This window comes from Acidovorax sp. Q11 (genome assembly GCF_054950075.1).
This window is the reverse complement of sequence record NZ_JBUDZG010000004.1, coordinates 175,999-187,903: the sequence shown is the minus strand read 5'-3', so window position 1 is coordinate 187,903 and position 11,905 is coordinate 175,999. Positions and strand designations below refer to the sequence as shown.

Genomic DNA, 11,905 nt, shown 5'->3' with positions numbered 1-11,905 from the left:
AGGACGCCGACCAGAATTAGCGTTTCCTGCCATACTTACCCCCTTCAATCGATACCCCCCCCTCCCCATATTCCCCGGCGTTGCGAGCGAAGGGCAGAGGTCGGTCTTTAGTGAACGGGGGTGGGAGTTTTTACCCCCCCCTACCCCCTTGTTTTTGGTTCCACGGGTGGCGCGGGTCCAGCGGCAAGCCATCGACCGAGCAACCAGGAACGCGGCCGGTTTTCTCAAAGCGTTGCTTCATGGAGTCGTGGCACAGCTTGCACAGGCTCTGCCAGTTCTTTCGATTCCAGAACAGCGCCCGCGCTGCGGCGATGCGCTCAGGGTCTCCCGATTCCACTGCGTCCATGATCTTGGGCGGCTCGATGTGGTCCACCACCGTGGCGGGCACCAGGTCCCCGCGCTTCTTGTGATCCTCGCAAAGCGGGTTGGATCGCAGGTGTCCATCCCGCGCCTTCTTCCATGCCGATGTGTAGCCACGCTGGTGGGCTGTGCCTCGCCGCCTATCGCTATCACTGGCTGAAGGCTTCATATCGGTCAATCACAACAGGAACAGGAAAAAGAAAACCCCGACAAGCCAAGCCTGCCGGGGTTCCCACCTCGCATCCATCACAGGGAGGGGCGCAATAAACACAAGGTGCCTGAAATGTACCAAGTAGCGCTAAGGTGTAAAACTCTTTTCGCGCTCCGATTGCTTGGCTGCTACACGCTTGCGATCACGTTCATCAGCCTGCGCGGACAACAGAGCAGCCACTGCATGGTCGGCCTGTTCCAGCTGGGCACGGATGGTGGACTCTGCCCGGCACATCACCCGCGCCGTTTCCTTGATGCCGAGGCCGTCCACGTAGTAGTGGACAAGGGTCACATACAGATGGCCCTTGCCCAAGCGCAGCGCCTCAACCGCTTCATTGGTCCGCTCTGCCTCCAGCTCAAGATGCGGGATGTGGTTGTTGTTGTAGCTGCCCGCATCCCACACATCCACCGCCAGCACACTGCGCGTGTGATACCCCAAGCCGCCATCCTTCTGGCGCGCCTTCCACAGCGCCCAGTTTTCCAGCCGCTGCCGGATGTGCTCAAGCCTTGCCATCACCACCCCCAGCTGCAGCTGCTGCAGTCGGCTCACGCATGAACCCCGCGAACGTGGTGCCCATCATCAGAGCCATGGCCTGCAGCCTGGCAACGCACATGGCGCCGCCCATGCCGCCGGGGGGGATGCCCCACGGTGTGCCCAGCACGTACCCGCCCTCGATGGCGTAGAAGTAGCCGGGCTCACCAGCCAATGCACGCTTGAGGCAGTCATCCACGTGGGCCCGGCCCCACTCCACGCGCTTGCGGTCCACAAAGTCAGCGGTCTCTGGCATCGCCACCCGCATGCTGGCTGGCTTGGCTGGTGTTGTCATAGCGAAATCCTTGCTGTGCACACGTGTGCACAAGGTGAGATGAGGGAGAACAGGACCACCAGATGGCCGAGGGTGGCCGAGGGGTGGACGGCGCAAACCCGCGCCAATCCTTGATCCGTCCATAGGACCACCCTGTCCATAGGTAGGTAGGTAAGCTGCGCCCGCGCGGGCGCGCAGACACGCGCCCCCGTGTCTGCACACGCGCTTGTGTGTGTGCGGATGGTCATATGGGGTGGACGGGTGGACGTGTCGCCCGTTTCCCTAATGAAATCAACCGCTTACGCCGTCCACCCCTCGGTGGACGTAGGGTGGACGGGGTGGACGGCGGCGGCGACAGGACCACCAGGGCGCGCACACGTGCGCACACCCGGCCGGGGCGTGACCAAACCGCAAGGCGCCCACGCGCCACTCGGTAAGAGAGGGTGAAATCAGAAGGGCAACGCATCGTCGTCGCCTCTCACATCAAAGGGATCGGGCACCACGCCGCGCGAAGGGCTGTGCTGCGCTACAGCCGCCGGGGGTGGTGGATTGGTTGGGGGTGCGCCGCCCGGCGCCCCTGGTGCTCCATCCTTGGGTTTATCAGGCTTGCGGCGCAAGAAGCCGCGCCTGCGCTGCCCGCTAGTCTCCCGGTGCCGGTCAAAGCCCAGGGCCTTCATGGCACGGGCCATGCGCTCATCCATGTTCCCCTGGCCATCGATGCGGTCAGGCTTGATGCCCATCGCCGCATACAGCTTGGTCGTGGCCCAGAAATCGACTGTGACGCCTGCAGGCTCACCCACCTTGTGCGAGATGGGCTCATTCACGATGTCGTGCAGCAGGTCTTCCCACGAGTCGCCCCGCTTGAACTGCTCTTGCTCAGGGAAGATCAGCCGCTTCTCATCCTCGCGGCTGGGCCAATACTGTTCCCCGGCCAGCACGCGGTGCAGCGCCTCGGCCAGCAGTTGCCCGCGCAACTCGCGCAACAGCTCCACATTCACCGACAGCACCTCCAGCGGCCAAAACCGCCGGTCGCCCGTGGCATCCTTCAAGAAGGTGTCCGCATTGGTCGTCCCCACGTTCACAAAGTGCCGGGGCGCCTTGATCATTTGCGCGCCATACGGTGGCCGGTACAGATCCTCCTGCACGCTCAGATACTGCTTGATGGCCGTGCTGTCGGCCTTGTTCAACGACTCCAGCTCGGCCGACTCCACAATCCACGCCAGCTGCTGCGCCATGAGGGAATCCTTCTCCCCCACCTTCGTGCCGTTGTCGGTGAAGAACGGCGCCGCAATCGCCCGGAAAGCAGTGGACTTCGTAAGGCCCTGCTCCCCCTTGATGATCAGCATGTAATCGAACTTGCACCCTGGCTGGATAGCCCGTTTGACCAGGCCCATGAAGAAGCACCGACCGATCAGACGCGCATACTCCTGCAGCCGCTCACGCTCCGCAGGGTCCTTGCGCTCAGGGAACCCATACACCTGCGACAACCAGGTATCCAGGCGGTCCACACGGTCCCAGGTCTCAGCCTTGATCAGGTCCACCACCGGGTTAAAGCGATGCGAGCGCGCCGCCATCAACACACCATCGCGCAGGGTGCCCTTGGCCTTCACGCCCAGGCGATGAGACCGCAGCAGGTACTCACCCAGCATCAGGTCATCCTCTTCGTCCCACTCGCCCGCAGCGTGCCCCCAGGGCGTGGTGCGGCTGCGCTCAATCAAGCGGGTGAAGTCATTCAGCTTGGCCAAGCCCTTTAGCTCAGGGTCCAGCAGCAGCGCATACATCACGTTCTCGCGGCAATCCATGGGCCGCCCGCGATGCATCACCAGCTTGTTGTACAGCTCCACCAGGTCGCCGTCCGCATCATCATCGCGGTCATCATCCCCGCCGCCCCGGCGCTGGCGCGGCGGCTTGCCACCCCCACCACCATCGGCCGCAGGTGCAGCAGCAGGCGCTGCGCCCGCGTCATCTGCCCCCCCAGCGGGAGCCGAATTTTTCGCGCGGGTTGCTGGCGCTGGGCTCAGCTGGATGCCCATCACCTGCGCAAGCCACTTCAAGGCCTCGGCGGCCTTCGACGTGCCCGGCCCCCACTCAATCACCAGGTCAATGGGCGTGCGCTTACCCTGGCGGTGGTCGCCCATGTCGGCCACGCCGAAATCCACGATGCCCTCGGGCTTTATGGACAGATCCTCCTGCAGGTCCCGCCCCAGCGCCTTGCTGGTCACCCGGTAGCCCTGGCCGCTGGCCGACTCCTTGCCCGCGAACAGCGTAGGCACCCAGGCATGCAAAGCCTTCATGGCCTCGCCGTTCACATAGCCGAAATCATCCCGCCCCTCGCGCGCACCCGGAACATGGGCGCTGCGCGGTGCAGCCTTCGCAGGCGCTGCCCCCTGGTACTTCTGCTTGGCCTCGGCAATCGTGGCGTGCATGCGCTTGATCGCGCCATCCTCGGCGGGCAACACCTCCCGGGGCGTGCCCTCCATGTGCCTGCCGGTCACGGTGAAGTATTGCTTCTCGCAAAACATCTCCACGCCAATGTCGTTCGACTTGGCCGTGGCCGTATGGCCCTCCACGTAAATGTGCAGGCCCTTGCCCGATGGCGAGAACTCGGTGAACGAATGAAACGCCTGCACGATCTTGGCAGCGCGATCACCCAGCTGGCCGGTGGCCGGGTCAAAGCACTTGTCCAGGTCAATGCCTATCAGGCCATCGCCTGGCAGAAAGCCAAAGCCAATCCCCGTCCAGGCCTTCTCAGTGCCCGCAGCCCGCTCAAACGCGCGGCGTACCACCGACAAGGTAGCCAGGCGCATGCGGTCACGGTCATCACCCTGCCCGCCCGTACGGCGCCCGCCCTGCACGTAATACGGCACCTTCAACCAGGCGCTGCGCTTGGCATCCCATTCAAACTTCCACAGCACCCACTGCTGCGCCTGCGCGAGGCGGGCCGGTATGGTGTCCCATACAGGCGGCTCAACGTGCGGCGGTGCGGGTGGTGTGGTTGCAGTTGCCGAAGTCGGCTCACCCATGTGCAGGCCCTCCCGCACACATAGCCAGGTACAAACCGGCGTCCCTCCCGCCAGCGGCTTGGTTCAATTGCATCCGCTTACCCCCAGGCCCGCACGGCGCCAGCAAGGGCAGCAACAGCATCGTTAGCGGCCAGCGTCATCGCGCCGGGCCGGTACTCAGCCACAGGCTTGTTTCGGTAGTCCACCCTGCGCGTGTTCACGCGGTGCACCACGCCAGCCCGCACCATGTTTTTCATGGTGTCCTGTGCGGCATCCAGGCCCACGCAGGCGCGGTGCGCAATCTCGCGCAGGCTGGGCCCGTGCTCGGGGTCCTGCACCCCACTGGCCAGGGCTGCGCAAGCGTCCAGCAATGCCCTGCGGATCTCACCGGCGGGCCTCATGCTGCGCCCCCCGCATCGATGTCGGGCAGGCCATTGCGGCGCCGCTCACCCTCTTCAAACCGGCGCTCCACCTCATGCAGCACGCCCTGTGCACTGGCAATCAGCTCGCCCACCTCACGGCGGAACCGATCCCGCTCATTGCGCGTAACAGATCCATCAGACAGCGTGGCCCCCAGCTCGCGCACCACATCGCTCACCTCCTGCAGAAACTCCCCCTGGCGCTGCAGTATGTTGTCGCCACTCTCGCGCAGCAGCTCGGGCAGCGGCAACGTCATGCGCCCGCATTGGGCCGCAAACGCCTCCAGGATGCGGTAATCCTTCGACATCACCGAGATCTTTACGGCAGTCTCCAGGCCCAGCTTTGCCGTGCCCGTGCTGGTCACCTCATGGCTCAGCGTGCCACCAGCTTTGCCAACGCGCGGGCCCAGGCTGGCCGCCCCGCCCTCATAGTCACTCACCACGTTGTACGCGGCATCAAGCACATTCATCACAGCGCCCCCGATGTGTTGTTACTGACAAAAGCGCCCCGCCCGCACGACACTGCAGCCATGAGAGAGAGGGGCGCCAGATGGAAAAGAAACGAGAAGAGAAAGCACCCACCACGCAGCCATGCGAAGCACCGCGCACTTGCCTGCGCGCGGCACACCATGTGGGAAAGGAGCCGAAACCCGGCGGCATGGCCGTGGGCGTGGTGGGTGTGGAAATGGGCGCCTGTCCTCTTCCGGCTTACGATGGCAATTCCGACACCACCATCACCAAAAGGGACAGACATGACGTTCAGCACGGAAGAACTGATACTTGCAGCACACGTTCGCGAGCTAGCCGTGGCGCTGCGACTCAAAGCGTTCGATGCAGCAGAGGTTGCTGCCGACATGAAGTACAAGGGCGAGGCCGACTTCGGATACGAGTTCGGAAGCAAATCCGGCATTACCAAAGATGCCGCCCGCCAAAAAGTGGAAGAGCACAACCTGGCAAGAGGAGCTTTCGAGAAGGACTGGCTAGCAACCAACCCTGTCGCCAACTTCGCTCCAGAAGCGCTGTCACTGATAACTGCCGTGGCCACTGCCATCAAGCAACCGTCCACGTAAAAGCTGGCAGCGTCGGCGCGCTCGTTGCACTTCATGGACGACCGACCACCCGCAGCGCCACACCGCCCTCCGTGACCTTCAAGCACAAGGCCAGAAGGTCAGCCATGCACGCCTCAATGGCAGCCAGGCGCAGGTCGATAGAGGCGAGATCAGAGCCCGGCGCAGGCGCCTCAAGCAGAGAGGGCGTGCTCACGTTTTGGCATGCAGCACGCCCAGATAGAGGCATAACTTCTCCCCGCCCGGCCACGCGGCGACACAGGTCCAACCTGCGGTTTGTAGTGCTACGCATGGGCGGGCTCCTGCGCAGACGCTGGGGGCGGTCTGCCTCCAGCATTGGCCAGCTCCGGCCAGATCAGGTGCCAGTCATCCGGGCGCAGCTCGCGGCGGGTGACTGCACCGCACGTGGCCACCTCAATCGCACAACACCTTTCGATGGGAACCGGGCGACGCTTTCGACTATCGACAGCTGCCCACGCGCTGGGAAGAGACTGAGGCACACCAAGAGCACGCGCCAGAGCTGCTTGAGCCCCGTGGTGTTGCGCGAAATAGGCTATCAAGTCCATGCCCCATTATTTCGCGAAACGCGAAATCAATCAATAGCGAAACGCGCATAGACGACTTTCGCGTATTGCTATGGAATCGGCAAGATGAAAGACATTGACGCCATCAGGCGCGAGAACTTGCAATTACTGGAACGTGAGGCAGGAGGCCCCGCTGAGATCGCCCGTCGCATTGGAATGTCGCAGGCCCAATTCACGAACCTACGTGAAGGCGCAAAGGACTCGAAAACAGGAAAGCCTCGCGGCATGCGCAAGGAAACCGCCAGAAGAATTGAGACTAGCGCGGGAAAGCCTATTGGCTGGCTTGACGCCGAGCATGCATTGAATCAAACCGTGTCAATGCCAGTAAACGTACCGGAACAACTCAACGCGACGCCACGGACACAATGGCCGTTCGACGTAGCCCAGGAGCGCCTCCAGGTGCTGGAGCCCAGAGATTGGGACATGCTGAACAACACCATCAGGACGGTGGTTGAAGTGCGCGAAGGCGACCTGCGCTCACGTAAAAGTGCACGTGCCCAGGCATAGCGCCCGCACGGCGCAGATCATCCCTTTCCCCACGCGAATCACACCCCCATGAACACAGTCCACGCCAACCGCGAGCCATCAGCACCCCTGCCTTCCCCAAGCGGCCCCGCCCCACGCGAGCCGGGCGACGCCAATGGCCGCCCCTGGCCTATGCCAATGAATTGATCTTGTGCACCAGACCAACACGCAGAGCACGAACAACATAAAAATATCAAATTAGATATAATGCCAAGTCTCATCCTGACCCCGGAAATCATGGACGAGATAGAGCGCCTTCAAGCCATAGATTTGGAGGCAGCAGCAGCCGCTCTGCTTCTGCTGGAGTCTTTGCAAGACGACCCCGACCTGCTGGAAGACTTATGCGTACCTGACAACCACTACCTGCACTGCCCGCCCTTCGAGGTCAAAAGGTTCGGCGAGGCACACAAGCGCGGCTACAACATCTACATCCTCAAGTTCTTGGACGAGGATGGCAACCTGCCAAGCTACCGCATATTCATTGGTTTCAACGCACAAAGGAGCACTTACTATGCGCTCGCAGTCACCAACCGCAGCATCGCCTATCGTCCGGGTGACGACGCCTTCAGGCACCTACTCCATCGATACGAACAGTGCGATATTCCAATCTACCGTTGACATGGGTGGCATAGCCACCGGCGCGGTAACATTTCGCACCACGCTGCTGCGCCATGGCCAAGCGCTGGTGGTAGAAGACTCGCAGGCCGACCCCGTGGTGGCACGCGGCGGTATGGAGCTGAGCCAGTATCTGGCTCGGCAAGAGCGCAACCCAGCCATGGCTGCCGCCATGGCTGCGATGCGCCAGCGCCTGGCAGCAGGCCATGCCGCGTGCGGCTTGGCCACGCTGCGCCAACGAAAAGGCATGTCGCAGACGCAGTTGGCAGCCGCGCTGCAAACCAGCCAGCCCAACATCGCCCGGTGGGAAAAAGACCCCGAACAAATGACGGCCCGCAACATCCAGCGCCTCGCCCAAGCCCTGCAGGTCAGTGAGCAAGAAATCCACAACGCCATGAAAACGGCGGGCAAGGCACGGGCCCAGGTGTTGGCGCACAAGCAAGCAGACCATGCAGATCATTAACACCCGCAGCGTCAGCGCCATCTATTGCGACGACATCCGTCAGGAGATGGGCGGCAAGATCACGGTGGTGGGCATGTACCCCCAGGGGGCCCCTGTGCAATTCCCGGCGCAGGGGGTAGCAGTGCTTAACAAGTTCTGCGTAATGGGCTACATTCGCACGCCGCTAGACCAGCCACTGAAAACCCTGGCATGCGAACTGCGGCTGGACGACGAAGTGCTGCACCGTGTGGATTTACCGCCCGACGCCCTAAACGACAAAGAGGCCGCGCGTCCCCGGCTCAAGGGCTTTACAGCCCAACTCATCATGGAGTTCGGCAACATGGTCGTGCCCCGCGAAGGGGTGCTGCGCTTGGCGGCTATTGTGGACGGCGCAGAGGTATACGAAGCCCCCGGCTTGGAGTTCGCAAAAAACCCGGATGCAGGCGAGCCGCGTCAGGGCTGACGCCTGTCCACCTCAGCCACGCGCCAGCCACGCTATCAGCCCTACCGCCAGCGGCGTGGCCGCTGCCGCCAGGGTAACGCGGTTCAGTCGCACCGCCACCCCATCGCTGGCGGCACGCATGCGCTGCACCCGCCCCTGCAGGCCCTGCAACTCGCGCACACGCAACTGCGCCAGGGCCGCATCGTCGCCCTGCCCTGCAGCATAGCGAATCTGCTCAAACGCCTCCCACAGGTGGCCCGGCTCGTTGTGGGCAGCCGGCACTTTGCGTGAGCGCATCACAAACACCGCCAGCAGCCCAGCCAGCGCAAACCACCAGGCAGCCCCCGCACCGGCAGCCACGAACACGGGGTCGGCCAGCGGGCGCGCCAAGGCACGGGCTTGCCCCCATTGCTGCAGGGCCAGCCCGCCCAAGGCACCACCACCACCGAGCAACAACAGGGCCAGCGCCTGCGCGCGCTTCATCAGTACCTCGTACTGCGCCAGGTGCTGCGCCATGTTGGCTTGGCCTTCGCGCTCCATGTAGTCCAGGGCATCCATCGTTGAGTCCTTTCGTTTGCGCCCGGTCTATACGGGAGGTGGCCTAAGTATAGATTGATATTTCGCGTTTCGCTATTGACTAAAATTTTGCGTTTCGCTAAATTCAGTCACCTACTTAACGGAGGGCCGAAATGCAATCCCACCCCACCCCCAGTGCACACGTGTGCACACCGCCCACAGCGGGCACCTTCACCCATACCCCGCGCCCCCCGCGTAACACTGGGACTCCAGAGCACGCTTGGCAACGCTACTTCGCGCCCGAGTCCCAGCACGGCGGTCTGAACCACCTTCGGTGCAGCACCGAAGAAGCGCGTGAGATGCGCGCAGGAGCACGGGTCTGGCGCGACGCCAGCCGCGACACCGCCGAGGTGTCCATCACCCTAGGCCTGTACACCTGCGCCAGCATCGCTGTGCAGATGCAGCCCGCTGAGCTGCGCGACCTCGCTGCCCGCCTGATCGACGCTGCGCACGACATCGAGGCCAACCCCGCCGCCGCGCTCATTGCAGCGGGTGCGGCCCGCGAGGTGGCAGCATGAACCGCGCCGCAATCAGCGAATGGCTGCACACCTTGGATGGCACATGGGACGGCCACCCCCGCCTGCAGGAATGGCTGTCCCGAGCTTTGGGCGTGCAGCCCACCACCTACCTCGCCATGGCGGGGCAAGCCCTTGTGCGCGCACATGTCGCGCGCGCGTTGCGCCCAGGTGTTCACTTTCCGTTTGCACCCGTGCTGTACGGGCCGCAAGGCACAGGGAAGTCACTGCTCATCCGCACCCTGGTAGGGGCAGAGAACCACAACGATTCGCATATAGACCCGTTCAGCAAACCCGGGCCAGAGGGTTATCAAAACCTCTGGGCCTACGAAGCGGCTGAGCTGGAAGCGCTGAACCATGCCCTTCGTGCGCAGTTGGTGGAGTTCATCACCCGCCAGGACGACACTTACCGCACCGCCACGGGCGGCGTAGTGTTGGCACCGCGCGGGTTCATCGCGTGGCTCACATGCAACGGCTCACCGCCATTGCTGCGAAGGATCGCACTAGAACACCGCCTCTGGCCCATCGAAGTGCCGCACCAAGTGGAAACCGCGTGGCTACTGGAGAACCGCGTGCAGATATTTGCGGAGGCTCTGAACCAGTTCACTTGGGGACCAAGGCCAGATTACTTCATCACAAACGAAGAGGCCGACGCCATCAAAGCCGGGCGTGCGGACCTTCTGCACAAGCTCCAAAGCAGCGAGGAAGATGAACTGCTCATCAAGGTGCAGCCGGGCGAGTTCGTGACGATTGCGGGCCTTGCCGCCCACTTGCGCGACTCGTTTCACCTGGGCAGTGCCGCTGCGGAAACAAGACTGCGCCTAGCATTTGATCGTCATGGCTTTACCCCAGCCCGCGAGGCCGGTGGTAACCGCCGCAGAGGCTACTTGGCGCCCCAACGGCCCACAGCCCAAACAACGGCAGAAGCTCCAGAAGCGCACCACGCCACTCAGTGGATGCCGGAAGCGGGAGCTGTGACACTTTTCGCACTGACCCGCCCGCCCTATGCGGCCCGGCCCAGTCTGGAACCCACTCGCTTGGATCAGACTTCGGACGGCGCTCTGGTGGATCTGCTCTCCGCTGCCAGTTCCGCAAACACGGCAACTACATCCGAACTGGTGGGGGCCGTAAGGATGCTTGCCGCAATGGCCCGCGCCGTGCGCAACCGTTCGTACGTGTTGATGGCGGCCGACACCTCGGCCGCAGGCGCGCCCGCATTCTGCATGGCCAGCAGCCGCGTATCGAAAGCGTCGGTCAAGTCGTTCACCGCCATGGGGTTCTCCGTTTGGGAAGTTGATCTGAGTGGCGATGGTAGCGAAGGCGGTGCAGCATGACCGCCCGCGACCAAGACCCCAACATGCAGATCCTGCGGGCCTTGGGCATCACCCAGCGGCGCGTAGTGGCCGTAGACCTGAGCCTGCGCCCCGGCCAGCCCCCTCGCCTCATGCTGGACTGTGTCGCAGACCCCCGCACCATGCTCCACGAGGTCCTGGCGTTCGACCTGGTGCCACGGCCACCCATGCCAGAGCCCGCCCCCGCGCTGGATCTGGACGCCATGTGCGCCGCAGCCAAGCAGCGGATTGCCGAAGCTGCTGACAACGCTGCATACCGCGCAAAGTGCGAACACCTCGGGGATAGCAAGTTGATTCGCGCACGGCTCGATAAAGCCATCGATGCCCACAAGCAGACGGCCCGCCGCGCCCTGGCCATGCTGGCAAGCGAGGACGGCACAGCCGCTGCGACGTTCAACAGCAAGGCCTATCCGTACGCCGTCCCTACGCGCCTGCACCACTGGATGGACGAAGCCATCAAGGCCTGCCCATTCACGCCAGGCGAGTTCCTCACCCTGCCTGAAATCATGGCTCGGCTCGACATGCCCGCCACGTACACCAACGCAGAGACCCTGTTTGACGCACTGATGCGCGCGGGCTTCACCCCCCGACGCGAAACAACAGGCCATCGCCGCAGAGGCTTCATAGCACCAGCAAGGGGGCTGCAGTCATGACCGCCCACCGCATCTACACCGCCCTGCGCCGTGTGCTGGGCCCCTGCACCTCCTACCGCATTGCGCGCGCCCTGGCCGCGCGGGAGGCCCGCCAATGACCTACCAAGTACCGCCCTACCGGCCCACATCGGCCAGTGGCAGCAAGGCCGCTGCACGCCCTGCACGGCCCTTCGTGCCGGTGCCGTTGATGCCGTCCACCACCCGCCGCAAGCGCCCCCACTGGGCCGTGCGCGCTGCGCGCGTGGTGGTCAAAGCCCTGTTCCTTTGCTTCTGCGTGTTCGTGGGTTTCGCCACCTTCTGCGTGGCGTTCCATCACTTCACGCGGTGGGGTTGAACT

The 11,905-nt window shown here is 63.5% G+C and carries 18 protein-coding genes; 9 read left to right on the top strand and 9 right to left on the bottom strand.

All coding sequences use genetic code 11. From position 1 onward, the window contains the following. Positions 1-130: 130 nt before the first annotated feature. The 6 genes from ACYZGB_RS05735 to ACYZGB_RS05710 all read right to left on the bottom strand — a co-directional run bounded on the left by ACYZGB_RS05735 (position 131) and on the right by ACYZGB_RS05710 (position 5,267). Positions 131-529 (bottom strand): HNH endonuclease, encoded by a 399-nt coding sequence (locus ACYZGB_RS05735; RefSeq protein WP_462387274.1) that lies wholly within the window; start codon positions 527-529, stop codon positions 131-133. A 129-nt stretch (positions 530-658) separates the two neighbouring features. After that, positions 659-1,120, bottom strand: coding sequence for a hypothetical protein (locus tag ACYZGB_RS05730; protein ID WP_462387273.1), 462 nt, complete (start codon positions 1,118-1,120; stop codon positions 659-661). Further along, entirely contained in the window at positions 1,071-1,397 is a 327-nt protein-coding gene (locus ACYZGB_RS05725; protein ID WP_462387271.1) for a hypothetical protein, read from the bottom strand. The genes ACYZGB_RS05730 and ACYZGB_RS05725 overlap by 50 nt, the downstream gene beginning before the upstream one ends. A gap of 428 nt (positions 1,398-1,825) precedes the next feature. After that, entirely contained in the window at positions 1,826-4,399 is a 2,574-nt protein-coding gene (locus tag ACYZGB_RS05720; RefSeq protein WP_462387270.1) for a VapE domain-containing protein, read from the bottom strand. 77 nt (positions 4,400-4,476) lie between these two features. Next, positions 4,477-4,779: a hypothetical protein gene (locus tag ACYZGB_RS05715; protein ID WP_462387269.1), complete on the bottom strand. Its 303-nt coding sequence runs from the start codon at positions 4,777-4,779 to the stop codon at positions 4,477-4,479. After that, positions 4,776-5,267 carry a phage regulatory CII family protein gene (locus tag ACYZGB_RS05710; protein WP_462387268.1) on the bottom strand — a complete coding sequence of 164 codons (492 nt, stop codon included), beginning with the start codon at positions 5,265-5,267 and terminating at the stop codon, positions 4,776-4,778. Before ACYZGB_RS05710 ends, ACYZGB_RS05715 begins: the two co-directional genes overlap by 4 nt. Before the next feature lie 282 nt (positions 5,268-5,549). On the opposite strand from ACYZGB_RS05710, the gene ACYZGB_RS05705 reads away from it, so the two are divergent. After that, on the top strand, positions 5,550-5,867 hold the full coding sequence (locus ACYZGB_RS05705) for a hypothetical protein (protein ID WP_462387267.1): 318 nt from the start codon (positions 5,550-5,552) through the stop codon (positions 5,865-5,867). A 31-nt stretch (positions 5,868-5,898) separates the two neighbouring features. Here the strand turns inward: ACYZGB_RS05705 and ACYZGB_RS05700 are convergent, their stop codons facing one another. Both ACYZGB_RS05700 and ACYZGB_RS05695 read right to left on the bottom strand, forming a co-directional pair. Continuing rightward, positions 5,899-6,060, bottom strand: a complete 162-nt coding sequence (locus ACYZGB_RS05700) for a hypothetical protein (RefSeq protein ID WP_462387266.1) — start codon at positions 6,058-6,060, stop codon at positions 5,899-5,901. Positions 6,061-6,148: 88 nt separating this feature from the next. Continuing rightward, positions 6,149-6,430 carry a YdaS family helix-turn-helix protein gene (locus ACYZGB_RS05695; RefSeq protein ID WP_462387264.1) on the bottom strand — a complete coding sequence of 94 codons (282 nt, stop codon included), beginning with the start codon at positions 6,428-6,430 and terminating at the stop codon, positions 6,149-6,151. Positions 6,431-6,514: 84 nt separating this feature from the next. Between ACYZGB_RS05695 and ACYZGB_RS05690 the strand changes: the two genes are divergently transcribed. The 4 genes from ACYZGB_RS05690 to ACYZGB_RS05675 all read left to right on the top strand — a co-directional run bounded on the left by ACYZGB_RS05690 (position 6,515) and on the right by ACYZGB_RS05675 (position 8,493). After that, complete coding sequence (locus ACYZGB_RS05690) at positions 6,515-6,955, top strand: hypothetical protein (RefSeq protein WP_462387263.1); 441 nt, start codon at positions 6,515-6,517, stop codon at positions 6,953-6,955. Positions 6,956-7,180: 225 nt separating this feature from the next. Then, positions 7,181-7,591 (top strand): hypothetical protein, encoded by a 411-nt coding sequence (locus ACYZGB_RS05685; RefSeq protein ID WP_462387262.1) that lies wholly within the window; start codon positions 7,181-7,183, stop codon positions 7,589-7,591. Position 7,592: 1 nt separating this feature from the next. Further along, a complete protein-coding gene (locus ACYZGB_RS05680; RefSeq protein WP_462387260.1) occupies positions 7,593-8,051 on the top strand; it encodes a helix-turn-helix domain-containing protein in 459 nt (152 codons plus the stop codon). After that, positions 8,038-8,493: a DUF6941 family protein gene (locus tag ACYZGB_RS05675; protein ID WP_462387258.1), complete on the top strand. Its 456-nt coding sequence runs from the start codon at positions 8,038-8,040 to the stop codon at positions 8,491-8,493. Before ACYZGB_RS05680 ends, ACYZGB_RS05675 begins: the two co-directional genes overlap by 14 nt. A gap of 12 nt (positions 8,494-8,505) precedes the next feature. On the opposite strand, the gene ACYZGB_RS05670 is transcribed toward ACYZGB_RS05675, so the two are convergent. Next, the gene (locus ACYZGB_RS05670; protein WP_462387257.1) at positions 8,506-9,030 is read right to left on the bottom strand and encodes a hypothetical protein; all 525 of its coding nucleotides are present in this window, start codon (positions 9,028-9,030) and stop codon (positions 8,506-8,508) included. A 131-nt stretch (positions 9,031-9,161) separates the two neighbouring features. Between ACYZGB_RS05670 and ACYZGB_RS05665 the strand changes: the two genes are divergently transcribed. The 4 genes from ACYZGB_RS05665 to ACYZGB_RS05650 all read left to right on the top strand — a co-directional run bounded on the left by ACYZGB_RS05665 (position 9,162) and on the right by ACYZGB_RS05650 (position 11,902). Then, positions 9,162-9,566, top strand: a complete 405-nt coding sequence (locus tag ACYZGB_RS05665; RefSeq protein WP_462387255.1) for a hypothetical protein — start codon at positions 9,162-9,164, stop codon at positions 9,564-9,566. Beyond that, positions 9,563-10,897, top strand: coding sequence for a VapE domain-containing protein (locus ACYZGB_RS05660; RefSeq protein WP_462387254.1), 1,335 nt, complete (start codon positions 9,563-9,565; stop codon positions 10,895-10,897). Before ACYZGB_RS05665 ends, ACYZGB_RS05660 begins: the two co-directional genes overlap by 4 nt. Then, positions 10,894-11,568, top strand: coding sequence for a hypothetical protein (locus tag ACYZGB_RS05655; RefSeq protein WP_462387252.1), 675 nt, complete (start codon positions 10,894-10,896; stop codon positions 11,566-11,568). The genes ACYZGB_RS05660 and ACYZGB_RS05655 overlap by 4 nt, the downstream gene beginning before the upstream one ends. Before the next feature lie 94 nt (positions 11,569-11,662). Then, complete coding sequence (locus tag ACYZGB_RS05650) at positions 11,663-11,902, top strand: hypothetical protein (RefSeq protein WP_462387250.1); 240 nt, start codon at positions 11,663-11,665, stop codon at positions 11,900-11,902. Positions 11,903-11,905 lie beyond the last annotated feature (3 nt).